Raw genomic sequence first — 23,958 nt, 5'->3', positions numbered from 1 at the left:
TATCAACGCGGCGACGCTGAGTAGGACGAGACAATGCCAGCAGTAAACCTCGGTCTGCCCAGCGCCGGCGCGGCGATCGCCCTGGTGGACGGTTCATCCGTAAGCAGTGAACAAGCCGAACTGGCTGAACTCCACCACCTCGAAATGGAGGCGATTCACAACGGATCGGTCGCCAGTGTCCACTCGTGGGAACTGGTCACCGCCGTTGACGGTCCCGGCACGCGAATGACACTCTTCCTTTCCGGGTGTCTGCTGCGCTGCCAGTACTGCCACAACCCGGACACCTGGAAGATGAAGGATGGGTTGCTCACCACGCTGGACGACCTCGTCGCCAGGGTCAAGCGCTATAAGGGCGTCTTCGACTCGACCGGCGGAGGGCTGACCATCTCCGGTGGCGAACCGCTCATGCAGCCTGCCTTTGTGACTCGACTCTTCGAGGAGTGCCACAAGCTCGGCGTGCACACCACCCTGGACACCTCTGGGTTCCTGGGCAAGAGCGCGTCGGACACGCTGCTGGACAACCTCGACCTCGTGCTGCTCGACGTCAAGTCCGGCATCCCCGAGACGTACAAAGAGGTGACCGGCCGAGACCTCGCTCCGACGATCGCATTCGGTGACCGCCTGAGCGAGCGGAACATTCCCGTCTGGGCGCGTTTCGTTCTCGTCCCGGGTCTGACCGACGCCGTCGACAACGTCGACGCCGTCGCCGAGATCGTGTCGCGCTGGCCGAACGTGCAGCGCGTCGAGGTTCTGCCCTTCCACCAGATGGGGGAGGACAAATGGGACCGGCTGAACATTCCATACCCGCTGCACGGCTCTCATCCTCCGGATGAGGCACTGCTGGTGCGGGTGAGGGCCCAGTTCGAGGCGCGGGGCTTGACGGTCTTCTAGACGCGAATCACACTCGAACCAGACGAGGCGTGGCATCTCTAGCGGTGCCACGCCTTTTCTGCGCAGTAAGCCAGAGGATGCCTCCTGCCAACCGCAGAAAAGCCGGAGTGGTTCGACTGATCGGCATTTGCTGGCTCGGTGGCGGACTCGCATTTCTGCTCATCGGAGGGCTGGGCCTCGTGGTTTCGAGTGCCGTGTTCGAGAGTCTGCCGGGCTACCCGGACATCGAACCGCTCTCCCAGAAGAGCAACACCTACGCCGCCCAGAACGACGGCACGTCCGTGCTGCTGGCCTCTTTCTACGATCAGAACCGCATCGAGGTCGACTGGGACGAGATCAGCCCCTACGCCCGGGATGCCGTCATCGCCGCCACCCCCGCCCGCGAGATCAAGAAAATGCGCCTCGCAATCGGGGCGGAGAAGAAATTCCCCCAGAACGACATCCTGCGCCAGTACCTCAACATCACCGGTTTCGGCGGCACCGTCTACGGCAACGAGGCCGCGGCGAACTACTACTTCGGCACGACGGCCGCAGAGCTCACCCTGCCGCAGGCCGCAAACCTGGTGGAGATCGTGGACAACCCGGCCAAGTTCCGCCTCGACAATCCCGGCAGTGAGACCAACGGCTACGCAGTCAACAAGGCACGCCGGGACTACATCCCGCGCGAGATGGTCGAGCACGAGAAGATCACCGCAGCGGAATTCCAGGCTGCCGTGGCCACACCGGTTCAACCGGCCATCCAGGGCACGTTCAACGACAGTTGTCGGGGCCGCAGAACTATGATTTTCAGAACCGAAACCCGAGAAACGACGCCGGGGAGAGCGGCAGAAACTCCAGCGCGCTCGAGTCCACCCTCGGCTCGATCAATACGGGTTTCATCGGGATGGCGAAGAAACTGGACCTGTGCGGCATCCTTCAGACGGCCGCGGCTTTCGGAGTGCATCGCGCCGACGGCAGCCCGCTCGTGCAGACCGCGGCGGCCGTGATCGGAACGAATGAGGTGGCTCCGCTGACCATGGCCGGTGCCTTCGCGGGCATGGTCTACGCGACGCGTCGGGTGATGACCGACAACACGGCAGCTCGACGGACAATTCCGACGACTAGGAGATTCCGGAACCGGAACCGGAACCGGTGACGGTGACGGCGATGAGCGCTTCGTTGTGCCTGAGGAAGCCCGGCTTCCAGGGTGGGTCGAAGCGGGCGAAATAGGGTCGGCCTGCGAGCAGGAGACCCTCGCGGCTCACCGCGTCGACGAGGAGGGTGCCGTTCTGCGCGAACCTTTCCTCGCTCCAGCCGCCGTTGAAGCGGCGGGCGGCGACCGTGCGCTCGGGGACCTCCTTCGTGCTGACCTGCGCGTCGCGGGGCACGGGCACCTCCGCGGGCGGCATCCCGTCGGGGAGGACGAAGCTGACGGTGTGGCTCTGCGGGGTCGTGGTCTCCTGGATCACGGGCGCGGTCATCGCGAGGCGTGTCGAGGTCTGGTTGTTGCCGCTGATGTATTGGAAGAGCGGCCCGAAGCCGCGGTTGCCGGCCGCGGAGAAGTCCCCGGCCACCTCCACCTGCACCAGCACGGTGCGGGGATAGTGACGCAGTTCGAAGTCGGCGTACTGACGAAGCACGTCGTAGCGCTGTTTCTCGGTCATGGACACCAGTGTAAGCGCGGGTCAGGCGGTGCGTCGGGGCCATAGATGGTGCACATTCGTGGTCGCCATGGCCGCCAGGTCCTCGGCCAGTTCGTCGGCCAGGTCGTGGGCGCGGTCGGCGTTCCGGGCGGCCGCCTCGCCCGCGTGACGCAGCTTGACCCGGCGGGCGACATCCGTGAGATCCCACAGGTTCTCGCCCGTGACGGAGACGCCCTTCGCGCCGGACCGACGGGTGCGGCCGCGCACCAGCAGTTGGCCGGTGTGGAACACCGGGCCGCCGATGCGCTCCTGGGCGTCGTGGAAGAACACGACGTTCGAGACCGGTCCGGTGCCGTCGTCGAGGCTGACGAAGACCACCCGGCGCCCGTTTCGCATCGGCGGCGTGTTCGTGGCTCGGCGCACCCCGGCCAGGAGCACCTCGGTGCCGCCGGGCAGGTTGATCAGCTCGGAGGCCGGCGTAACGCCCAGCTCCGTGAACAGCGGGTAGAACCGGGCCATCTGGTGCCCGGACACCGCCAGGCCCAGATCCCTGAGTTCGAGGTCGGTCTGGCTGCGGCCGCGCAGCTCGAGCGAGGTCACCGCGTTGAACCGGGACCCCTCGTATTCGAGCACCGGCAGAGGCACGTCGAAGGCGAGCTGGTCGTCGTGGATGGTGACCGCTGTGCCGCGGAGAGACTGGATGTGGGCGAGCAGCTCGTGCCGACGGGTGCGGTCGTACCCGATGAAGCTGTCGAGCGCTCCCACCCGGGCGAGCGCCTCGAACGTGCTGCGCCGCGGGCGCACCCGGTCCCGGAAGTCCTGCAGCGAGGTGAACGGCTGGTGGCGCACGATGCGGGCGCGTTCGGCGGCCGTGCAGCCGGAGAGTTCCGGCAGGGCGAGACGGATGCCGCGCCGGCCGCCGTCGGACTGCTCGCCGTCGATCTGCTCCACCCGGTAGTCGAGGGCGCTGTGTTGCACGTCCAGGCCCAGTACCGGCACGCCGAGCAGCCGAGCCTCGGCCACGATCAGGTCTTTCGGCCACATACCGGGGGCGTGGGTGAGGAGTCCGGCCAGGAACACCGCGGGGTGGTGGGTCTTGAGCCAGGCGGACTGGTAGGTGGGCAGGGCGAACGCCGCCCCGTGCGCCTTGGCGAAACCGAAACTACCGAACCCGGCGAGCACCCTCCAGGCGCGGTCGATCACGGCGGGGGTGAACCCGCGCTCGAGGGCACGCATCCGCACGTACTCCTCGATCCGGGCAAGCTGCTCCGGTTTGCCAAGGTGGCGGCGGAAGACATCCGCTCGGCCGAGCCCGCAGCCGGTGAGTTCGTCGAACAGTCGCATCACCTGCTCGTGGAAGATCACCACACCCTGGGTCTCCCGGAGGAACGGCTCGAACCGAGGGTGGATGTAGTCGGGCATCACCTCCCCATGCCGGGCCTGAAGGTATTTCAGGGGCATGTTGTTCTGCATCGGCCCGGGCCGGAACAGGGAGATCTCCACGGTGAGGTCGTTGAACACCTCGGGCTGCAGCTTGCCGACCAGCTCCATCTGGCCGGGAGATTCGATCTGGAAGATGCCGAGGGTGCGAGTGGAGCGGATCAGTTCGAAGGTGTCCGGGTCGTTCAGTGGGATTCGGTCGAGGTCAATGGTCTCGCCCGACAATCGGTGATGTTCCTCGACGGCGTGGGCCATGGCCGACTGCATGCGCACACCGAGGATGTCCAGCTTGATCAGGCCCATCGGGTCCATGTCGTGCTTGTCGAACTGGGACATGGGCAGCCCCATGCCGGACGCCTGCACCGGGGTGCGGTCGAGCAGGGAGGCGTCGGAGAGGATGACGCCGCAGGGGTGCACGGAGATGTGCCGGGGAAGCCGGTCGAGTTTGGCGGTCAGGTCGACCAGCAGGTCGAGCTGCGAGGAGGCGCGCACCTCGGCGGCCAACGGCTCGAGCTCGGGCTTCTCGGCCAGGGCGCGGCGGAAGTCGCGCGCGTTGAAGCGCCACATCTGCTTGGCCACCGCGGCCACCTGCTCGTGATTCATGCCGAGGGCCAGGCCGGCGTCGCGCACGGCCCCGCGGCCGCGGTAGGCGTTCGTCATGGACATCAGCGACACCCGATCGCTGCCGAAGGTGTCGAAGAGCGTGCGATAGACGTCGTGCCTTCTGGCGGACTCGACGTCGAGGTCGATGTCGGGCAGGGTCTGCCGCTCGGGGGAGAGGAATCGCTCCCAGAGCAGCCCGTTGGAGATGGGCTCGACGGAGGAGGTGTGCAGGGCGTAGTTGAGCACCGAGCCCACCCCGGACCCGCGCGCCTGGATGCGGATGCCCATCTCCCGGATGATGTCCGCCACCCGGGCGACGGTGAGGAAGTAGCCGGCGAAACCGAGGTGCTCCACCGTCTTCAGCTCATGCACGAGACGTGCGTGCGCAGCATCCGCCAGCGACCGGCCCGCCGGCGACGTGACGGGGTAGCGGTCGTCGATGCCGGCCCGGGCCCGGGCGTGCAGCTCGGTCAGCGGGTCGCCGCTGACGCCGATGATGCGTGCCTCCGGCATGCGCGGGCGACCCAGGCCGATGTCGGAGTCCGGGTCGAGGCTGCACCGCTCGGCAAGCTGCTCGGTGTCGCGGAACAGTCGGTCGACGGCGCCGTCGTCGTGCAGCCCGGCGTCGACGACCATGCGCGCCACCTGCCTCATGGCGACTTCGGGTTTCAGCCAGGCCTGGCCGTTGGTCTGCAGCTGCTCCAGGTTCGCCAGCGCCGTCAGGGTGCGGGCCGCGTCGGCCAGGTCGGCGGTGACGGCCTCGTCGGGGGTGCCGTAGCGCACGGCGTTGGTGAGCACGGCGGGCAGCGCGGCGTGCTCGAAGAGGGCGAGCATGCGGGTGGCCGGCGTCACGCTGCCGGGAGTCCCCGGCGCCGCCAGATGGCAGACGATTTCACCCACCACCGACTGCGGCGGCAGGGCGCGCAGCCACGCGGTGAGGCAGGCGCCGGCCGCGTCGGTGTCGCGGCGCTCGACCGATTGGCCCACATCGGAGGTAGGGCCGAGCAGCACGGTGAGGCAGCGCAGTCCGGCCAGCTCGGCGAGGTGCGAGCGGGCGATGCTGGGGCGCCCCGACGCGCTGTGCGCGGCGCTGTTGTGGGCGGCGCTGACCGCGCGGCAGAGGGCCGCATAGCCACGACCGTTCATATCACCATGGGCGAGCACCACGATCCGGCCCAACGGATGCCCGTCGTCGTCGTGCACCGCGAGGTCGGCGCCCAGCCCCGGCCGGATACCCGCGGCCGCGCAGGCGCGCACGTGCTTGACCGCGCCGTAGAGACCGTCCCGGTCGGTGAGGGCCAGGAAGGAGCCGTTCTGCGCCTGCGTCTGCTCCACCAGCGCCTGGGGGAGTGTGACCCCGAAGTGCGTGGAGTAGGCGCTCGCGACGTGGAGGTGTGCGAACATGTGTGTACTCCTCTGGCGGGCAGGTCGACGGGTGATAGATAGAACGAATGTTCGATGTAGGGAGTGTACGTCACACGGCCGACACGCGCTACCGGCAGTCTGGCGAGGCAGTCTGGCTAGGCTTGGTGGCTCAGCCGTCGTTCGCCTCGTTTGGAGATCCCCATGACCACGCCCACTTCGTCCTGGACGGACTATCTCGGCCGGGCCGCCATCCGCTCCGGTCAGGCCCTGCTGGTCCTCGCCCTGCTGGTGGTGGCCATCTACGGGATCACGCAGCTCAAGCTGGTCTTCACCCCGCTCCTGATCGCCCTGATCGTGGCGTCGGCGCTGCGCCCCTTCATGCGGTTCCTGCTGGCCCGCGGGGCGAACGAATCCCTTGCTGCGGCGATCACCCTGATCTTGAGCGTCGCGGTCTTCGGTGGCGTCGTTACCCTCGTGGTGTTCGGCATCCGCGGCGAGTGGGACACCCTCTTCACCTCGGCCAGCGAGGGGCTCGACAGCCTGCAGGAACTGCTCACCAGCGGCACGCTGCCGATCGATTCCGCTCAGATCGATTCGGTGCGCGAATCGGTCATCGACTTCGCCACCAGCAGCCAGTTCGGGTCCGGGGCCCTGGTCGGGGTCTCCGTGGCCGCCGAGATCGTGGCCGGCGTGGTGCTCGGCCTCGTCGTGCTCTTCTATTTCCTGAAGGACGGCCCCCGCATTTGGAGCTTCCTCATCCAGCCGCTCGCCGGCAAGCGGCACGAGCGGGCCGTACGCGTCGGCGTGAGCAGCGTCGAGGTATTCGGCAACTACGTGCGCGGCACGGCGATCGTCGCGTTCGTCGACGCCCTGTTCATCGGGATCGGACTGTGGATCCTGCAGGTTCCGCTGGCGCTGCCGCTCGCCGTCATCGTCTTCGTCGGCGCGTTCATCCCCATCGTCGGGGCGACGGCCGCCGGCATCCTGGCCGCACTGGTGGCCCTCGTCACGAACGACCTGACCACCGCCATCATCGTGGTCACGATCGTGGTCGCAGTCAACCAGCTCGAGGGCAACTTCCTGTCCCCGGTGGTGCTCGGCAAGTCACTGCGCCTGCACGGCCTGGTGATCCTGCTGGCACTGACGGCCGGCACGATCCTGGGCGGCATCGTCGGCGCGGTCATCTCGGTGCCGATCGCCGCCGTGGGCTGGGCCGTCATCAAGGCCTGGAACGCTCCCACGCCGCCGGTTCCGGTCGCGTCGGTTCCGGTGCCGCCGGTCGCGCCGATTGAATCGGCCCCGCCTGCCCCGCCGCTCGGGGCGACCGGCGCGACACCCTAGCCGATGCGCGCCAGGTTCGGTGTTGAACCAATTCGACGGAGATTCTCGTTCACAACTGCCTTTTCGGAGTTTTCAGGGCTGATTCGGACAGAATCTCCGTCGAATTCGTTCGGACGAGCGGTGATCAGCTGAAGGCGGAGATGCCGGTTACGGCCCGGCCGACCAACAGCGCGTTGATCTCGTAGCTGCCCTCGTAGGAGTAGATCGCCTCGGCGTCGGCGAAGATCTTGGCCATCTCGTACCGGGTGCTGATGCCGTTGCCGCCGAGCAGACCGCGGCCCAGGGCCACCGTTTCGCGCATCCGGGTCGTGCAGGTCGCCTTCGCGAGGGCCGCCTGGTCCATCGTGAGCCGCCCGCTCTCCTGCAGTCGCGCCATCTGCACCATCAGCGACAGCGACAAGGTGGCGTTGCCGATCATGCGGGAGAGCTGCTCCTGCACCAGCTGGAAGGATGCGATGGGCATGCCGAACTGGCGCCGCTCCAGCGCATAGGCGCGGGCCACGTCGAAGGCGGCGAGCTGCTGGCCGACCGCCTGCCACGACACCCAGATCCGCGAGTTCCGGAGCAGCACGTTCGTGTCCTGAAAGCTCCGGCTGCCCGGCAGCCAGTTCGTGTACGGGATCCGCACCTCCGTGAGGGTGATGTCGGCGTTCTGCACGATCCGCACCGCGATCTTGTTCTCGATCGGGGTGGCCGTGAACCCGGGCCGCTCCGTCTCGACGATGAATCCCTTGATCTGCCCGTCCGCGGTGTCCCGGGCCCAGACCAGCACGTAGTCGGCCATGGCGCCGTTGCCGATCCAGCGTTTGGTGCCGTTGAGCACCCACTCGTCGCCGCTGCGGGTGGCCGTGGTCTCCATCATGCGGGAGATGTCCGAGCCGTGTTCCGGTTCCGTCAGGGCGAAGGCCCCGATCTTATCCAGGGCCAGGAGGCCCGGCAGCAGACGTTCCCGCTGCTCGGGTGAGCCGAGCTCGTCGATGGCGGCGGCGAACAGCTCGTGGTGCACGCCGTAGAACGTGGAGATCGAGGTGTCGGCCCGGGTCAGCTCCATCTGCAGCAGCCCCGTGAGCAGATGGCTGGTCGCGGCAGCACCGGTCGCGGCGAGGTTCTGCGCGGCGAGGCGGGGCAGCAGCTCGAACGGGAACGCGGCGCGGTTCCAGTAGTCCACGGCGAGAGGGCGCACCTCGGCCTGATAGAACGATCGCGCCGCGGCCAGCCGCGCGCGCTCACCCGTGGTGAGCAGATCGGTGACGAAGATCAGGTCGGCGTCGACGTAGGGCACCTCGCCCAGCCCGGGCCCCATTCCGAGCCCCAGCTCCTGCTCGCCGAGCGGCGCGAAGAACGCGGCGACGGATGCCTCCGTCACCTCGCCGAGGCCGGCCGGCGACCACCGGGGGCTGCGGTCCTTGTCGATCACCTGGGCCCGGATGCCCTCCTGCAGCTCGCTCCGCTGCAGGAAACGGAGCGTCACCCGGTACTCCTGATCGAGCGCCTCGTCGAGGCTCGGGAGCCGCCGGGCCCGGCGCAGCGAGGCCAGGGTGACCGCGAGTGCGGTCGGCGACCTCGTGAGGATGAGGGCGGCGGCGTCGCGTGCGGCTTCCACCGGGGAACGCCGCAGGGCGGCGACGATCTCGCCCACGTCATCGGACGCGTAGCACTCGTCGATCCAGTGCCGCTGGGCGAGGAGGACGGAGGGCGGGGGAGTCTCGGCCAGGGCGCGCACCGCCTCGGCCGCGTCGGTCTCGGCCAGGGTGCGGACCAGGGCAGGGAGCCGGTCGCTCGGCACGAAGTGGTCGGCCAGGCCCAGTGCGATGGCGTCGGACCCGGAGACCAGGGCGGCGGTCAGGGCGAGGTGGGTGCCGAGCTCACCGGGGGCATGGGACAACAGCCAGCTTCCGCCGACGTCGGGTACGAAGCCGATCGCGGTCTCCGGCATCCCCAGCCGCGTGCGCTCGGTCACGATCCGGGTGTTCGCATGGCCGGAGACGCCGACCCCGCCGCCGAGCACGACGCCGTCCATCACGGCCAGGTACGGTTTGGCGAACCGGTGGATCTGCGCGTTCAGATGGTACTCGTCGGCGAAGAACCGGGCGGCCTCGGCGTCAGCGTCCGCTCGATCGTCCGCGCCCGCGTCCGCACTGCGGTAGATCGCCACGATGTCACCCCCGGCGCAGAGGCCCCGGTCGCCGCTACCGGTCAGCAGAACGGTCTCGACCTGACCGTCGACGGCCCAGTCGGTCAGCACCGCGGACATCCGTCGGATCATCGCGTGGGTCAGGGCGTTCAGGGCCGCCGGGCGGTTCAGGATGATCTGGGCGAGCCGCCCGTCGCGGCGCAGCAGAATGTCCGGCCGGTCATCCATGAGCTCGAGCATGGACCCCACGCTACCGGCACAGACTCAGATCGTTCGGAAGCGACTCCGCAGCGACTCAGAAGCGGGCGAGCTGCTCCGCCTTGTTGGCGTCGAATTCGGCGTCGGTGACGGTCCCCGTGGCGCGCCGGCCCGGGCGAAGGCCATGGCGAGTTTGATCGTGAGCACGTTCGCGTTGACGTCGCGGGCGCGGCCTCGCTGGCGGCCCGGCTCGACGTGGACCTGGAACGGATGCGCAGCAACCTCGACCTCACCGACGGCCTGGTGTTCAGCGAACGGGTGACCACCCTGCTCGCAGAGGCCCTCGGCAAGGCCGCCGCGTTCGCCCTCGTGCAGCGCGCGTCGGAGAAGTGCTACCGCACCAACCGCCCGCTGCGGGTGGTGTTCTCCGCCCTGATCACCGCCGGGGGACATCCCGAGGAGCTCCGATCGCGGGCCTGGTCCGCGTTCGATGACGACCTCAGCCTCAGGCAGACGGACGCCGGAATCGACCGGGTGCTCGCCCGGTACCTCGAATCCACCGCGAGCAAGGGGACCTCACTATGAACCAGCCCATTATCCGCGGCACGGTCACGCCGGCACCGGCACCGGCCTCAGCCCCGCCGCCCGGCAACCGGTTACCGTCGCTGAGGTCGCCGACGTTGTGATCACCCTGGTCGACTTGGTCGGCGGGGGAGCCTTCCACTACGCCGGGGTGTCGTTCGGCGGCGCTGTCGGACTCGAACTGGCCCTGCACCACCCCGGAGACGGCGGATTTCCAGGACTTCATCACCCGCTATGTCTGGGGGGAGATCTGGACCAGGCCCGGCCGCGATCGGCGCACCCGCAGCTTCCTGACCCTGGCCTGCCTGGTGACCGGCGGCCACGAACATGAACTGGGCATGCACGTGCGCGCGGCCCTGACCCATGGGCTGACCCGCGCGGAGATCAGCGAGGCCATCCTGCACACCGCGATCTACGCGGGGGTGCCGGCGGCGAATTCCGCTCTGGCGGTGGCACGCGATACCTTCAAGACGATCGACATCGGCACCACGAACTGAAGCTGAAGGACCACTCCATGGACAAGACGTACTCCTCCGCCGCGGCTGCCGTCGCCGACATCCCGGATGGGGCCTCCCTCGCCGTCGGCGGCTTCGGCCTGGTCGGCGTCCCGATCCTGCTGATCCGGGCGCTCCTGGCCCAGGGCAGCACCGACCTCCGGGTCGCATCCAACAACTGCGGCGTCGACGGCTGGGGGCTCGGCGAACTGCTGCGGGAAGGGCGGATCAGCCGGGTGATCGCCTCCTACATCGGCGAGAACAAGGACTTCGCCCGCCGCTATCTCGGCGGTGACATCGAGGTGGAACTGACCCCGCAGGGCACCCTGGCCGAGCGGCTCCGGGCCGGCGGCAGCGGAATCCCCGCCTTCTACACCGCCAGCGGCGTCGGCACCATGGTCGCCGAGGGCGGGCTGCCCTGGCGCTACGGGCCGGATGGGTCGGTGACGGTGTCGTCGCCGCCCAAGGAGACCCGCACCTTCGCGTCGCTCCGCGGCGGGGAGAAGGAGTACGTGCTCGAGGAGGCCATCGTCACCGACTTCGCCCTCGTTCGCGCGGCGAAGGGCGACCGGCACGGCAACCTCGTGTTCGAGAAGTCGGCCCGCAATTTCAACCCGGTCGCCGGCATGGCCGGCCGCATCACCATCGCCGAGGTCGACGAGCTGGTCGAGCCGGGGGAGCTCGATCCGGATGCCATCCACCTCGCCGGTATCTACGTGCACCGCATCGTGGCGCTCTCCGGCGCCGAGGCCGCCGACCTGCCGATCGAGAAGACCACCACCCGGCCGCGGCCCGTCGCATCCGTCGTATCCGTCGCATCCGTCGCAAAGGACAGCTGATCATGCCGTTGACCCGCAATGAAATGGCCGCGCGCGCCGCGCAGGAGCTCACCCCCGACAGCTATGTCAACCTCGGGATCGGGCTGCCCACGCTGATCCCCAACTTCCTGCCGGAGGGGGTGGACGTCATCCTGCATTCCGAGAACGGGGTGCTCGGGGTGGGACCGTACCCGTGGGAGGGCGAGGAGGACCCGAAGCTGATCAACGCCGGCAAGGAGACCATCACGGTCAACCCCGGTGCCAGCTACTTCGACTCCGCGCAGAGCTTCGGCATGATCCGCGGCGGAATGATCGATGTGGCCGTGCTTGGCGCGATGCAGGTCTCCGCCACCGGCGACATCGCCAACTGGGCCGTGCCCGGCAAGATGATCAAGGGTATGGGCGGTGCGATGGATCTCGTGCACGGCGCCGACACCGTGATCGTCGTGATGGAGCACACTGCGAAGAACGGCGACTTCAAGATTGTGAACGAGTGCGGCCTGCCGCTGACCGGCAAGCGCGTCGTGACCCGCATCATCACCGACCTGGCCGTGATCGACGTGACGCCGGAGGGTCTTCTGCTGCGCGAGATCGCGCCGGGACTCACCGTGGCCGAGGTGCAGGCCGCCACCGAGGTGCCGCTGCTCGTGCCGGGGACGCCGACCGTCATCCACACGCTCCTCTCCGCTCCGAACACGGTGGCCGCATCGTGAGAGACGTCGTCATCTACGAACCGCTACGCACCCCGATCGGCCGGTTCGGCGGCGTCTTCAGGGCGGTCGCGCCGGCCAACCTGACGCGGCCGTGATCACGGCGCTGATCGAACGCACCGGAATCGACGGGGCCGTGGTCGACGACGTGATCCTCGGCCAGGGCTATCCCACCGTGGAGGCCGCCTCCGTGGCGCGCGTCGCCGCACTGAACGCCGGCCTGCCCGTGACGGTCGGCGGCGTGCAGGTGGACCGGCGATGCGGCTCAGGGCTACAGGCCATCCTCGACGCGGCTGTGCAGGTGCAGACCGGTGTCAGCGACGTCGTCGTCGCCGGCGGGGTCGAATCGATGAGCCAGGCTCCGTTCTACACCGTCGACTCCCGCTTCGGTGTGGGCGGCGGCGCCGGAATCCTGCTCACGGACGCGCTCAGCCGCGGCCGCGAGACCGCCGGCGGGCGCCGCTACCCGGTACCCGGCGGCGTGCTCGAAACCGCCGAGAACCTGCGCCGCGAGTACGGCATGGGCCGCACCGAACAGGACGACCTGGCTCTCCGGTCGCAGGCGCGGGCATGCGTCGCCGTGGCCGAGGGCCGGTTCGACGACGAGATCGTGCCGGTCACGGTGCCGGGCCGCACGGGCCCGGTCGTGGTCTCCGCCGACGAAACTCCGCCGACGAAACTCCGCGGGCCGACAGCAGCCTGACGGCTCTGGCCGGCCTCCGCCCGATCCTGCTGGAGACGGACGCCGACGCCACCGTCACCGCCGGAAACGCCAGCGGCCAGGGGCTCGCCGCCATCTTCGAGCGGGTGTAGGGAGTCTGTCTCGCGCACGCGTTAGGCGCCCGGGCCCCGATAGGGCAAGCTGGTGGAGAGCATTGGGGGATGCCATCACCAAGCCCACCACCCGTCGTCGTGCGCTGCTCGCACTCGGCGTCGCCGCAGCCGTCGTGCTGAGCGGCTGCACCGCGGGCCGGAACAGCGTCGACCAGAACAGCACGCCGATCGCGGCGGACATCGCCGGGCAGCTGGACGCGGCCGTGGGCGAGGCGATGGCGCTATCGGGTTCCTCCGGCGCTCTGGTCGGGGTCTGGTCCGCCGCCGGCGAATGGACCGTCGCGCACGGCACGACGGAAATCGGCGGTTCCGCCCCGATGACCGGCGGGATGCACTTCCGCATCGGCACCAACACCACGGCCATGACCTGCACGGTGCTGCTCCGGTTGGTCGACGAGGGAACCGTGACGCTCGACGACCCGGTCTCCACCTACCTGCCCCGCCTCGTCGGTGTGGCGGGCGTGACGCTCGGCCAGCTCTGCCAGGGCACTTCGGGGCTTGGGTCCTACAGTCCCGTTCTGGCCGGGGAGTTCGTGCACAACCCCCTGCGCACCTGGCCGGCGATGGAACTCGTCTCCCAGGGGCTGGCCACGCCCCGAACCGGTGCTCCGGGCAGCGTGTGGGGTCCTACAAACACCGGAATCGTGCTGCTCGGGATGGCGCTCGAGCGGGCCACGGGCCGGCAGTGGGCGGCGCTCTACGATGAGTACATCTTCCATCCGCTCGGTCTGCACGACACCTCATATCCTCACGCCGGCGATGTGGACCTCCCCGCACCACACTCGCACGGCTACGCCGCCGCGGTGGGCGCCGACGGTCCGGTGTGCACGGCCATCACCGACAACACCCTGCTCTCCAATTCGATGAGCGGCGTGGCGGGCGGTGTCGTTTCGACGCTGGCCGACATGAGGACCTGGGCAGGCGCTCTCGCCGCGGGTGGTCTCTTGTCCGAGTCGTCGGCGAGCGCCCAGTGGAACACCGTGAACGAAGACGTGACGACGCCGCCGTGGCAGCGCTACGGCCTCGGCGCGGAGCAGGTCGGGCCCCTCCGCGGGCGCACCGGATCGATCCCCGGATTCATCTCGGCGACCCTGGCGGATCCGGACCAGACCATGACCGTGGTGGTCATGCTGAACAACTCGAGCGCGGGTGACCAGTTCGCCCTGACACTGGCCCGTCAGCTGGCCGCCATCATCGCCGAGGCGCCGGCTGGACGCGGGAACGAACCGTCGGTTGCGCTGCCCTGGACGGTTGCGCAGACCCGAGCCGAACTGGCTGCCGAGGCGGCCTGCCCGACTGTGGCAGAGATCGTCGGTTAGCTGAGTGGGCCGTAACCGTTCGGTGGTGTCGCTCGCCGGGCCCGCCGCGCGCCGCGGAACGGGGATGACCCTCGGTCGAGGTCGCGGGAGCCCGTGGACAGGCAGGCCACGCAGCGTGTGCGGTGGATCAGCTCGAGACCCCTGGCAGCCACCACGAGAATACGACCCGCGAGAGGGGCCGAACGGGACTCCGGGGCTGCTCAGCGGGCCTCGGCCTCAGATTTTTTAGCCCTCGATGCTCCGGGAACAGTGGAGTACGTTTCTCGTTCCGCTTCCGCGCGTAATCTGAATGTGTGAATTCAGCAGGAACGACTGACCGAAGCGGCGTGAATGAGAACGACGCGAACCCTGGCGAGGGTGCCGTCAACCAGGTGGCCACGGCGCCGCTCGACCTGGCCGCGCACGTTGCTGCCGTGTCGACCGGATCCTGCGGGGCCGTCGTGACCTTCATCGGCCAGGTGCGCGACCACGACCCCGACGCCGCCGGGCAGGTGACCGGCCTCGATTACAGCGCGCATCCGGATGCCGGTCGCATCCTGTCCGAGATCGTCGCCCGGTACTCCCGCGAGTACCCGCAGGTGAACCTGTCGGTCAGCCACCGCATCGGCCACCTCGACGTCGGTGACCTAGCCCTGGTCGCGGCCGCGGCAAGCGCCCACCGCGCCGTCGCATTCGAAGCCTGCGAACGCCTGGTGGAGACCGTCAAGCTCGAGGTGCCGATCTGGAAGAAGCAGTACGAGGTCGACGGGTCCACCGCCTGGGTGGGCCTGACCTGACCGGACCCGACGTGACCTGACGTGATCCGACCTGGTCTGATTCTGGAATAATTAACCGGACGTGTATCCTGTTTATTAGCGGCCGGCTCGGTCGTTCCACCGAGGAGGATTCATCCTATGACCGCCGAACCCATCACCCTGAGCAGCGCACACACCTGCAACTGCAACCATGACGACGCCGAGACCATCGTGCTCGACGGTCGCACCATCCCGCACGCGGTTCGCCACGCGGCCATTTTCGGCGCCCTGGAGGCCATCCAGCTCGGCTTCTCGCTGGACCTGATCGCCCCGCACGACCCGCTGCCCCTGCTGGCGCAGCTCGAGCAGGCACGCCCGGGAGCGTTCACCGTGTCGTACGTGGAGCGTGGCCCGGACGCCTGGCGCATCCGCTTCACCCGCGCCGCCTAGTCTCCCGAGATTCGACACCACCGTGCACGGCAACGGGCGACTGGCGTTTCTGCTGCTCGGCGGCCTCTCTCTGCTGGCCGGGCTCGACGGTGCGCTGCTCCTGTTGGGTTTCCCGGCGCCGGTCGTGACCGCACGCCTGGCGGATGTGCACGGACCCCTGATGGTCTTCGGGTTCGTGGGCACCGTCGTCGTGCTCGAACGGGCCGTCGCCGTGCGCCGGAACTGGGCCTACCTGTCGCCGGGGCTGCTGGGCCTCGGCGGCCTGTCACTCGTATCGCCGCTTCCCCTGGTGGTCGGCCAGCTTGCCCTCGTGGCCGGGTCGGCCGTGTTGCTGGCCATCTACCGGGCGATCTGGCTCCGGCAGCCGTCGACGTCCGCCGCGGTGCAGGCACTCGGTGCCCTGCTCGGTCTCACGGCAACCGTGCTGTGGCTCGGCGGCGTGCCCGTGCCTGTCCTGGTGCCCGCGATGACGCTCTACCTGGTGCTCACGATCGCCGGTGAGCGGCTCGAACTCGCGCGCATCTCGCCCTCCGTCGACCACCGGGCCGAAATGCGGATGCTGGCCGCCGGCCTGTTCCTGACCCTCGGCACGGTCGTCGCTCTCGTCTGGCCCGGGGTAGGCTATCCGGTTCTCGGGCTCGGGCTGCTCGGTCTCGTCGCCTGGCTGTTCCGGCACGACGTGGCGACCCGGCTCATCCGCAGCACCGGCCTGCCCCGGTACATGGCCGCGTGCCTGCTGGCCGGCTACGGCTGGCTGCTCGTGGTGGGCGCCAGCTGGATCATCGTCGGCCCGAGCTTCTCCGGTCCCGGCTATGACGCCGTGCTGCACGCCGTCTTCCTCGGGTTCGTGATGTCGATGATCATGGCGCACGCCCCGACCATCCTGCCGGCCGTGCTGCGCCGGCCGCTGCCGTACCGGCCGGTGCTCTACCTGCCGGTGCTGCTGCTGCATGTCTCCCTGCTGGTGCGCATCCTGCTCGGTGACGCGCGCGACCTGCCGGCACTGGTGCAGTGGGGCGGCGTGGCCAACATCGTGGCCGTGCTCCTGTTCGTGCTGCTGGCCGTGATCTCGGTGGTGCGCGGCGTGCCGCGGCGCCAGCCAAACACCAAACTGAAAGTCACACCATGAACCGTCGACTGTGGCACCTCATTACCGGGCTTCTGACTCCGGCGTGGCTCCTTCTCACTCTCATCGCCGTACTCATCCACCGCTTCATCCCTGTCGCGCCGTGGCTCATGGTGCACCTCCTGTTCCTGGGCGCCGTGAGCACCGCGATCCTGGTCTGGAGCCAGCACTTCGCCGACACCCTGCTCCGGCATCCGGCCCCCGGCGGCCGCGCCTCGCTCGGGGCGAGGCTCGGCGCGCACACCCTCGGAGCGGTGCTCGTGATCACCGGCATCGTCGGCGGCTGGTGGCCGGTCGTGCTTGCCGGCGGCATCCTGGTCGGCACGAATGCCCTCGCCCACGCCCTGCTGCTGTTCCGGCAGTCGCGGGGAGCGCTGCCGGGACGGTTCGCACCGCTCGTGCGCTACTACATTGCGGCCGGAATCGCGTTGGCCATCGGTGTGACCCTGGGCGTGCTGATGGCCCGAACCGATATCGATGGTGAGTCCGCGGAGCGGATGTACATCGCCCATATCGGGTTCAACCTGCTCGGCTGGGTCGGCCTGACCGTGATTAGCACGGTGGCCCTGCTCTGGCCGACTGTGCTGCACGCCCGGGTGCAGACGACGCGCGCCTCGGCCCGCGGAACCCTGCCTCTGTTCCTGGCCGGCCTCGCGGTGCTCGGGATCGGCCTGCTGATCGACCAGCGCCTGGTCGCCGCCGCGGGTGTTCTGCTCTACCTGGTCAGCCTCGGCCTGGTGCTGGTTGAGGCCCTGCGCCTGGCCAGGCAGTCCCCGGCCGTCACCTTCGCCGGTTGGAGCATCGGTGCCGCCCTCACCTGGTTCTTCGCCTGCGTGCTCGGGTTCGGCCTGATCGTGACGTTCGCACCGAGCTGGGTAGCCGCGACCGACCGGCTCGGGCAGCTCGTGCCCGTGTTCGCGGTCGGTTTCGCCGCGCAGATCCTGCTCGGAGCCCTCAGCTACCTGGTGCCGGTCGTGCTCGGCGGCGGACCCTCGGTCTCGAAGGCCACGGCCGCCCTGCTCGATCGTGGTGCCCTGTTCCGGGTCATCGTCGTCAACGTCGGCCTGGTCCTCTATCTGATGCCGGTGCCCAGCCTGGTGAAGGTCACGGTCTCGCTGCTCGTCGTCGGCACGCTCGCCTCCTTCCTGGTCCTGATGCCGCGGGCGCTGCGGCAGAACCGCCGGCTCCGCCAGGCGACGGATGCGACGGCCCCGCCCGCCCCGCGGATTGCCGCGGCCCCGTCGCGCCGCACAGGTGCGACCATCACGGCCGTCGGCGCCCTGCTTCTGGCCGTATCCCTGGGGATCGCCATGGACCCGGCCGCCGCCGGAATCGCGAGCGGCGGGGCATCCGCCGACAGGGTGTCGACCGGCCACACGACCACGGTCGAGGTCGTCATGAAGAACACGCGCTTCAGCCCGGACACCATCGAGGTGCCCGTCGGCGACACCCTGGTGATCAACCTGACCAACGACGACGAGATGGTGCACAACCTCGTGCTCGCCACCGGCGTGGTCTCCGGTTCCGTCGCTCCCGGCACCAGCCGGCAGGTCGACGCCGGCATCGTGGGCGCCGACGTCGAGGGCTGGTGCTCCATCGCCGGCCACAAGGTCCTGGGCATGGTGCTCACGGTCGTGGCCGTCGGAGCCGAGCCTCAGTCCGGCGACGACTCCCCAGCGATGGACCACGGCTCTGCGCCCGCCGGCGGCGCGTCCAGCGCGGCAGACGATCTCGATTTGATGCGTGAGCCCGACGCCGATTTCGTCGCCCGCGACCCGGCGCTGGGGGCGGCGGAGGCGGAGACCGTGCACACGTTGACCATGCGGGTGGAAGACGTGGAGACCGAGGTGTCTCCCGGCGTCACCCAGACCCTGTGGACGTTCAACGGCACAGCCCCCGGCCCGACCCTGCATGGCAAGGTCGGCGACGTCTTCGACATCACCTTCGTCAACGACGGGTCGATCGAGCACTCCATCGACTTCCACGCGGGTGCCCTCGCACCCGATCGGCCCATGCGCAGCATCAATCCGGGGGAGAGCCTGACCTATCGTTTCACCGCGACCCGCTCGGGGATCTGGCTCTACCACTGCGGCACGATGCCCATGTCGGTGCACATGGCGAACGGCATGTTCGGCGCCGTGATCATTGATCCACCCGGGCTTTCAGCGGTCGATCGGGAATACGTCCTGGTGCAGTCCGAGCTCTACCTCGGTGCGCAGGGCGGGGAGGCCGACGCCGACAAGGTGGCGGCGCAGTTCCCCGACCTGGTGGTCTTCAACGGCATCGCCAACCAGTACGGAGCCCGCCCGCTGACGGCGAAGGCTGGCGAGAAGGTGCGCATCTGGGTGCTGGACGCCGGCCCCAACGTGGGCAGCTCCTTCCACGTCGTGGGCGGCCAGTTCGACACCGTTTTCAAGGAGGGCGACTACCTGCTGCGTGATGGCGGCAGCACCGGCACGGGCGGCTCCCAGGTGCTCGACCTGGCCGTGGCCCAGGGTGGCTTCGTCGAGTTGACCTTCCCGGAGGCCGGCAGCTACCCCTTCGTCAGCCACATCATGTCTGATGCCGAGAAAGGCGCCCGCGGCGTCGTCCTGGTCAGTCCGTGACCTTTGTCCGAGTTTCCCCAAAAATGATTGTGTGCGGCGTGTCGCCGGTCAGGTGGAAGAAATGGGCGGCCCGTCGCCTCAGTCTGCTGTGTGAGGGTATTACACCGTTGGACAGGGTTTTTATTGTGGAATACCGTCACTGCGAGTTTGGTGAAGCGATTAGAAATGTCACTCATACTTTTAATCCTGTGGTAGCTTTCAACCACCCCGCGTGACCTATCCGGGGGAGGAACCGTGACAGGTGGCAGCACCTGCTTCCGCGCCCTTGAATCACGCAACATGGAAAGGGGCCCACCGTGGTCCGATTGAGAGCCGGTGCAGGAAAACTGCGATCGGAGTTGATGGTTTCCAAAGGATGGTTGCAGGGCGTAGCCCTGGTAATGGTCTTCGGTTTCGCCGTGATGGGCTTCCTGGCCTTGAGGACCTATACGGACTCGATGCCCCAGCCCAAGCAGGTCGTCGACTCGCAGGGTGAGGTTGTCTTCACGACGGCCGACATCACCGCGGGCCAGCAGACCTTCGTGCGGCGCGGCCTGCAGCAGTATGGCTCGATCCTGGGTCACGGCGGCTACCTCGGACCGGACTATACGGCCGACTACCTGCGGCGCTCCTCGACCGAGGTGCTCGAGGCCCTGACCGCGTCCGGTGTGCAGGACCCACAGGGTGCCCTCGTCGAGATGATGCGGACCAACCGCTACGACAAGGCCACCGGCGACCTCGAATTCACCGATCTGCAGATCGAGGCCTTCGACACGCTCAAGCAGCACTACGCCGATTTCTTCGGTTCCCCGACCACCCAATACGGTCTGATCCCGAATGCCATCACGGACTCGGCGGACATCCACGACCTGACCGCCTTCTTCGCCTGGACGTCCTGGGCAGCCTCTGCTGAGCGGCCCGGTCACAACTACTCGTACACGAACAACTGGCCGGCCGAGCCGCTCGTGGATAACGTTCCGACCGCCGACATCATCGTGTGGAGCGGCCTCTCGCTCGTGGCCCTGATGGTCGCCCTCGGCGCCCTCTTCGGCCTCTACGGCCGGTGGAGCAAGAGGATGGGCTGGCAGCACGGGGAAGAAACCCCGGCACTGTCCTTCCGACAGCCGGGGGAGGTGGCGGTGACACCCGCCCAGACCGCCACGGCCTGGTTCTTCTTCGTGGTGGCTTTGATGTTCCTGGCCCAGGCCTTCCTAGGTGCCGCCATCGAGCACTACCGGGTCGACCTGTCGAGCTTCTTCGGGGTCGACCTGGCTCAGCTGCTGCCGTTCAACCTCGCCCGAACCTGGCATGTGCAGCTCTCGCTGTTGTGGACGGCCACTTCGTTCCTGGCCGCAGGCATCTTCCTCGCCCCGTATATCTCCGGGCGTGAACCCAAACGTCAGCACTGGTTGGCCTACGGCTTGCTCGGCGCCCTCGCCCTGGTCATCGTCGGATCGTTCGTGGGTGAAGCCTTGAGCATCTTCGGCGTCGAGGCCGCGAAGGGCTCGCCGTTCTGGGACATGCAGTGGGAGTACATCGACCTGCCCAAGGTGTGGCAGGGCATGCTCGTCGTCGGACTCTTCCTCTGGATCGCGATCATCTACCGCGGCATCCGGGCGCGTCTGAAGTCTGAGCACCGCTTCAACCTGCCGTGGCTCTTCTTCTACGCCGGTCTCGCGATCCCCGCGTTCTACGCCGTCGGAATGCTCGCCGGCACCGAGGTTCACCTGAGCGTCGCCGAGTTCTGGCGCTTCTGGGTGGTGCACCTCTGGGTTGAGGACTTCCTGGAACTGTTCACGACCGTGATGGTGGCCTACATCTTCGTCATGCTCGGGGTTGTGCACCGCAAGATCGCGATGCAGATCATCCTGCTCGACGTCATCCTGTATTCCGCCGGTGGCATCCTCGGCACCATGCACCACCTGTACTTCTCCGGAACCCCCGTCGAGCACATGGCGCTGGGAGCCTTCTTCTCCGCCCTGGAAGTCATCCCGTTGACCTTCCTGACGATCGAGGCCTGGAGCTTCCTCCAACTCGGTGCCCGGCAGGAGTCGCGCAGTTCGGCTCCGTTCCCGCACCGCTGGGCCGTGATGTTCCTTGTCGCGGTCGGCTTCTGGAACTTCCTGGGTGCCGGCGTCTTCGGATTCCTGATCAACCTGCCGATCGTCTCGTACTACGAGATCGGTACCGCGCTGACGGCCAACCACGCCCACGCGGCGATGATGGGCGTGTACGGAATGATGGGCGTCGGTCTGTCGCTCTTCGCCCTGCGCTACCTGATCCCGGCCGAGCGCTGGCCGGACAAGCTCGCCAAGATCTCGTTCTGGTGCCTCAACATCGGCCTGGCCTGGATGACGTTCGCAACGCTGCTGCCGCTCGGCGTCATTCAGCTCTGGCACTCCATCAACGACGGTTACTTCGAAGCCCGCAGCCTCAACTTCATCAACGAGCCCGGCAACGCCGTTCTCGAATGGCTGCGGATGCCCGGTGACATCGTCTTCATCGTCGGAGGCGTGATGCCGTTCGTCTGGATCACCTGGCTCGGGGTTCGCTACCGCATCAAGGCAACCACCCACGACGTGCCGATGGAGGCTTTGTTCGTCGAGGCGGTCCCCACCGGCGCGACGGTCACCGGCGGCGCGGAGCCGACATCCGGATATTCCTCGGACTACCGCTCCACCGGCACCGGAGAGCTCGGTGGGGACCGCCCGGGCGGCGGCGTGTGATGGCCTCCATCAATCCGGAGGTCTGGTTCGCGCTTGTCTACGGCGGCTTCCTGCTGGCCGTGGCACACGTGCTTGACCTCCTGGCGAGACGCACCGGGGCGAAAACCACCGCCATGAGTTCGAGCGGGTTCGAGTATCACGAAAACCACGACGCCTGGAAGTGCCAGGAGGACCAGTGGCTCTGGCCGATCTCCTTCGATCCGGATAACCGGGTGACGCGATACCAGGCCAGCCCCACGGTCTGCAACCCCTGCCCGGTCAAGGACACCTGCACCACCTCGGATGCGGGCCGGCAGCTCGCGCGAAACATCGACCCCTGGCCCAGTTCGGAGGCAGAACGGTTCCATCGCGGGATCGCCTGCTCCGTCGTCGTGCTCGGGCTCATCTGGCCGCTGGCGTCCATGTTCCAGAACCGCACGGGCGTGGAATTGCTGATCCTGGGGTCAGCCTCGGCCGTCATCGCCGCCGGCAGTTGGCCGTTGTGGTCGCACCTGCGTCGCACGCCCGCTCGCTTTCCCGAGCATCTCAAGGTCGTAGGGCTCGACGAAAGCGTCGCGGCCCGCGCCGCCACGGCGGCGGTCGAGGCGCAGCGGCGCAGCGGCTACGGCAGCATCAGAAAAACGGGCCCGCGGCCGGTTCAAATCGAACCGTACGCGAGCGCCCGGGCGTCGGAGCAAACCGACGCCGATCCGGAAACGATGAAAGGAAACACAGTGAGCGCCTCATTCTCAGCCCGTTGGGCTGAACTGGAGACGGAGGCCGACCCGGGTCGTTCCGGCCCCGCCGTGGGCTGGAGCCGGAGGGGCAACTCGTGATGGCCTGGCAGATCGCGGCCCTGATCGTGGTGGCGCTGCTGCTCGTCTGGCTGGCAGCTTCCTTCAAGGTGCTGCAGGAATACGAGCGCGGCGTGGCGTTCCGATTCGGCCGGCTGGGCCCGGTGCGGGACCCGGGTGTGCAGATGGTGTTCCCCGGACTGGACAAGATGGTGCGGGTCGACCTCCGGATCGTGACCCTCACGATCCCGCCGCAGGACGTCATCACCAAGGACAACGTTCCGGCCCGGGTCAACGCCGTCGTCCTATTCCAGGTCACCGACCCGGTCCGTTCGGTGATGGCGGTCGAGAACCACGCCATCGCCACCTCCCAGATGTCGCAAACAACGCTGCGCTCGGTCGTGGGCCGCGCCGACCTCGACACCCTGCTCGCCCACCGGGCCGACCTGAACGAAGACCTCGCCCGCAACATCAATGCGCAAACCGAACCCTGGGGCGTGCAGGTGAAGGTCGTCGAAATCAAGGATGTCGAGATTCCGCAGGCGATGCAGCGTGCCATGGCCCGTGAAGCCGAAGCCGAGCGGGACCGCCGGGCGAAGATCATCAATGCCCACGGTGAACTGCAGGCGTCGGAGGAGCTGGGCCAGGCGGCGGAAATCCTGAGCCGCAATCCCGCGTCGCTTCAGCTGCGCTACCTGCAGACCCTGCTCGAGCTGGGCGCCGACCAGAAATCGACTGTGGTCTTCCCGCTTCCGATGGACATTCTCGGTCCGTTCCTCAACGGCAAGGTCACCCAGCAGGTGGCCCAGCCGAGCGCCGCGCCCCCCGGTGCGGACACGGTTCCCCTGCCGGACCCGGCGGGGGCCGCCGCGGCCTTCGCCGCCGCCGTTGCGACCGCCGTTGCGGCTGCCGCAGCACAGACAACGGAGGTTTCTTCCTAATGGCCGACATCGTTTCACGCGACCGCGCCCTCAGCATCCGTCTGATGCTGATCGGAGCCTTCGCCGGCATCTTCGCACCCATCGCCGGGTTCCTCGGCGGCACGATCGTCGGAGTCGACCAGACGGTCGGCGGCCTGGAACCGCTCTTCGTCTGGCTCTTCGTGGGCATGATCGTCGGGATGTTCGGCGTGGCCATCGGTATTCTTGGCGCCCTGCGCTGGGTCAAGGGCGGGCACCACCTGGACTGACCTGCCGCGCACCACCGCACGCAG

Annotated in this window: 20 protein-coding genes; 17 read left to right on the top strand and 3 right to left on the bottom strand. The window is 68.2% G+C overall.

From position 1 onward, the window contains the following. Positions 1-33 precede the first annotated feature (33 nt). Both pflA and CXY79_RS11330 read left to right on the top strand, forming a co-directional pair. A complete protein-coding gene (gene pflA, locus CXY79_RS11335) occupies positions 34-891 on the top strand; it encodes a pyruvate formate-lyase-activating protein (RefSeq protein ID WP_104101408.1) in 858 nt (285 codons plus the stop codon). A gap of 107 nt (positions 892-998) precedes the next feature. After that, the gene (locus CXY79_RS11330) at positions 999-1,877 is read left to right on the top strand and encodes a transglycosylase domain-containing protein (protein WP_158250274.1); all 879 of its coding nucleotides are present in this window, start codon (positions 999-1,001) and stop codon (positions 1,875-1,877) included. Between the two features lie 114 nt (positions 1,878-1,991). Here CXY79_RS11330 and CXY79_RS11325 read toward each other — a convergent pair whose 3' ends face one another. Together CXY79_RS11325 and CXY79_RS11320 are read right to left on the bottom strand one after the other, a co-directional pair. Further along, entirely contained in the window at positions 1,992-2,534 is a 543-nt protein-coding gene (locus CXY79_RS11325; protein WP_104101402.1) for a heme-binding protein, read from the bottom strand. A 21-nt stretch (positions 2,535-2,555) separates the two neighbouring features. Further along, entirely contained in the window at positions 2,556-5,960 is a 3,405-nt protein-coding gene (locus tag CXY79_RS11320; protein WP_104101400.1) for a DNA polymerase III subunit alpha, read from the bottom strand. Positions 5,961-6,122: 162 nt separating this feature from the next. Between CXY79_RS11320 and CXY79_RS11315 the strand changes: the two genes are divergently transcribed. Further along, entirely contained in the window at positions 6,123-7,262 is a 1,140-nt protein-coding gene (locus tag CXY79_RS11315) for an AI-2E family transporter (protein WP_104101398.1), read from the top strand. A gap of 124 nt (positions 7,263-7,386) precedes the next feature. Here CXY79_RS11315 and CXY79_RS16955 read toward each other — a convergent pair whose 3' ends face one another. After that, positions 7,387-9,636, bottom strand: a complete 2,250-nt coding sequence (locus CXY79_RS16955; RefSeq protein WP_347232575.1) for a 3-hydroxyisobutyryl-CoA hydrolase — start codon at positions 9,634-9,636, stop codon at positions 7,387-7,389. A 228-nt stretch (positions 9,637-9,864) separates the two neighbouring features. On the opposite strand from CXY79_RS16955, the gene CXY79_RS11300 reads away from it, so the two are divergent. The 14 genes from CXY79_RS11300 (at position 9,865) to CXY79_RS11235 (ending at position 23,934) form a co-directional block, all read left to right on the top strand. Further along, complete coding sequence (locus tag CXY79_RS11300) at positions 9,865-10,179, top strand: hypothetical protein (protein WP_104101395.1); 315 nt, start codon at positions 9,865-9,867, stop codon at positions 10,177-10,179. 164 nt (positions 10,180-10,343) lie between these two features. Then, a complete protein-coding gene (locus tag CXY79_RS11295) occupies positions 10,344-10,673 on the top strand; it encodes a carboxymuconolactone decarboxylase family protein (protein WP_104101393.1) in 330 nt (109 codons plus the stop codon). 17 nt (positions 10,674-10,690) lie between these two features. After that, entirely contained in the window at positions 10,691-11,509 is an 819-nt protein-coding gene (locus CXY79_RS11290; protein ID WP_104101391.1) for a CoA transferase subunit A, read from the top strand. A gap of 2 nt (positions 11,510-11,511) precedes the next feature. Beyond that, the gene (locus tag CXY79_RS11285; protein ID WP_104101388.1) at positions 11,512-12,201 is read left to right on the top strand and encodes a CoA transferase subunit B; all 690 of its coding nucleotides are present in this window, start codon (positions 11,512-11,514) and stop codon (positions 12,199-12,201) included. 91 nt (positions 12,202-12,292) lie between these two features. Continuing rightward, positions 12,293-12,901: a hypothetical protein gene (locus CXY79_RS11280; RefSeq protein WP_233191431.1), complete on the top strand. Its 609-nt coding sequence runs from the start codon at positions 12,293-12,295 to the stop codon at positions 12,899-12,901. Positions 12,902-13,073: 172 nt separating this feature from the next. Further along, positions 13,074-14,351, top strand: coding sequence for a serine hydrolase (locus CXY79_RS11275; RefSeq protein ID WP_104101386.1), 1,278 nt, complete (start codon positions 13,074-13,076; stop codon positions 14,349-14,351). Between the two features lie 326 nt (positions 14,352-14,677). Continuing rightward, positions 14,678-15,127 (top strand): molybdenum cofactor biosynthesis protein MoaE, encoded by a 450-nt coding sequence (locus tag CXY79_RS11270; protein WP_104101383.1) that lies wholly within the window; start codon positions 14,678-14,680, stop codon positions 15,125-15,127. 117 nt (positions 15,128-15,244) lie between these two features. After that, positions 15,245-15,535, top strand: a complete 291-nt coding sequence (locus tag CXY79_RS11265) for a DUF2249 domain-containing protein (RefSeq protein WP_104101381.1) — start codon at positions 15,245-15,247, stop codon at positions 15,533-15,535. Positions 15,536-15,557: 22 nt separating this feature from the next. Then, the gene (locus CXY79_RS11260; protein ID WP_233191430.1) at positions 15,558-16,664 is read left to right on the top strand and encodes a hypothetical protein; all 1,107 of its coding nucleotides are present in this window, start codon (positions 15,558-15,560) and stop codon (positions 16,662-16,664) included. Next, positions 16,661-19,267 (top strand): multicopper oxidase domain-containing protein, encoded by a 2,607-nt coding sequence (locus CXY79_RS11255; RefSeq protein ID WP_104101379.1) that lies wholly within the window; start codon positions 16,661-16,663, stop codon positions 19,265-19,267. The genes CXY79_RS11260 and CXY79_RS11255 overlap by 4 nt, the downstream gene beginning before the upstream one ends. 341 nt (positions 19,268-19,608) lie before the next feature. Beyond that, a complete protein-coding gene (locus CXY79_RS11250; RefSeq protein ID WP_104101377.1) occupies positions 19,609-21,972 on the top strand; it encodes a nitric-oxide reductase large subunit in 2,364 nt (787 codons plus the stop codon). Further along, positions 21,972-22,787 carry a hypothetical protein gene (locus tag CXY79_RS11245; RefSeq protein WP_174720207.1) on the top strand — a complete coding sequence of 272 codons (816 nt, stop codon included), beginning with the start codon at positions 21,972-21,974 and terminating at the stop codon, positions 22,785-22,787. Before CXY79_RS11250 ends, CXY79_RS11245 begins: the two co-directional genes overlap by 1 nt. Further along, a complete protein-coding gene (locus CXY79_RS11240) occupies positions 22,787-23,686 on the top strand; it encodes a slipin family protein (RefSeq protein WP_104101375.1) in 900 nt (299 codons plus the stop codon). The genes CXY79_RS11245 and CXY79_RS11240 overlap by 1 nt, the downstream gene beginning before the upstream one ends. Beyond that, positions 23,686-23,934, top strand: coding sequence for a hypothetical protein (locus CXY79_RS11235; RefSeq protein WP_104101372.1), 249 nt, complete (start codon positions 23,686-23,688; stop codon positions 23,932-23,934). Before CXY79_RS11240 ends, CXY79_RS11235 begins: the two co-directional genes overlap by 1 nt. Positions 23,935-23,958 lie beyond the last annotated feature (24 nt).

The sequence above is a fragment of the Cryobacterium sp. M96 genome (genome assembly GCF_002929845.1).
GTDB classification, from domain to species: domain Bacteria; phylum Actinomycetota; class Actinomycetes; order Actinomycetales; family Microbacteriaceae; genus Cryobacterium; species Cryobacterium sandaracinum.
The sequence above is the reverse complement of the archived record's forward strand: the minus strand, read 5'-3'. Positions and strand labels throughout refer to the sequence as shown.

Bases quoted from the DNA above. Each gene is read 5' to 3' on its own strand.
- CXY79_RS11245 (WP_174720207.1), top strand. From the start codon at position 21,972: ATGGCCTCCATCAATCCGGAGGTCTGGTTCGCGCTTGTCTACGGCGGC.
- CXY79_RS11300 (WP_104101395.1), top strand. From the start codon at position 9,865: ATGCGCAGCAACCTCGACCTCACCGACGGCCTGGTGTTCAGCGAACGG.
- CXY79_RS11285 (WP_104101388.1), top strand. From the start codon at position 11,512: ATGCCGTTGACCCGCAATGAAATGGCCGCGCGCGCCGCGCAGGAGCTC.
- CXY79_RS11325 (WP_104101402.1), bottom strand. From the start codon at position 2,534: ATGACCGAGAAACAGCGCTACGACGTGCTTCGTCAGTACGCCGACTTC.
- CXY79_RS11315 (WP_104101398.1), top strand. From the start codon at position 6,123: ATGACCACGCCCACTTCGTCCTGGACGGACTATCTCGGCCGGGCCGCC.
- CXY79_RS11250 (WP_104101377.1), top strand. From the start codon at position 19,609: ATGGTTTCCAAAGGATGGTTGCAGGGCGTAGCCCTGGTAATGGTCTTC.
- CXY79_RS11290 (WP_104101391.1), top strand. From the start codon at position 10,691: ATGGACAAGACGTACTCCTCCGCCGCGGCTGCCGTCGCCGACATCCCG.
- CXY79_RS11320 (WP_104101400.1), bottom strand. From the start codon at position 5,960: ATGTTCGCACACCTCCACGTCGCGAGCGCCTACTCCACGCACTTCGGG.
- CXY79_RS11265 (WP_104101381.1), top strand. From the start codon at position 15,245: ATGACCGCCGAACCCATCACCCTGAGCAGCGCACACACCTGCAACTGC.
- CXY79_RS11255 (WP_104101379.1), top strand. From the start codon at position 16,661: ATGAACCGTCGACTGTGGCACCTCATTACCGGGCTTCTGACTCCGGCG.
- CXY79_RS11235 (WP_104101372.1), top strand. From the start codon at position 23,686: ATGGCCGACATCGTTTCACGCGACCGCGCCCTCAGCATCCGTCTGATG.
- pflA (WP_104101408.1), top strand. From the start codon at position 34: ATGCCAGCAGTAAACCTCGGTCTGCCCAGCGCCGGCGCGGCGATCGCC.
- CXY79_RS16955 (WP_347232575.1), bottom strand. From the start codon at position 9,636: ATGCTCGAGCTCATGGATGACCGGCCGGACATTCTGCTGCGCCGCGAC.
- CXY79_RS11240 (WP_104101375.1), top strand. From the start codon at position 22,787: ATGGCCTGGCAGATCGCGGCCCTGATCGTGGTGGCGCTGCTGCTCGTC.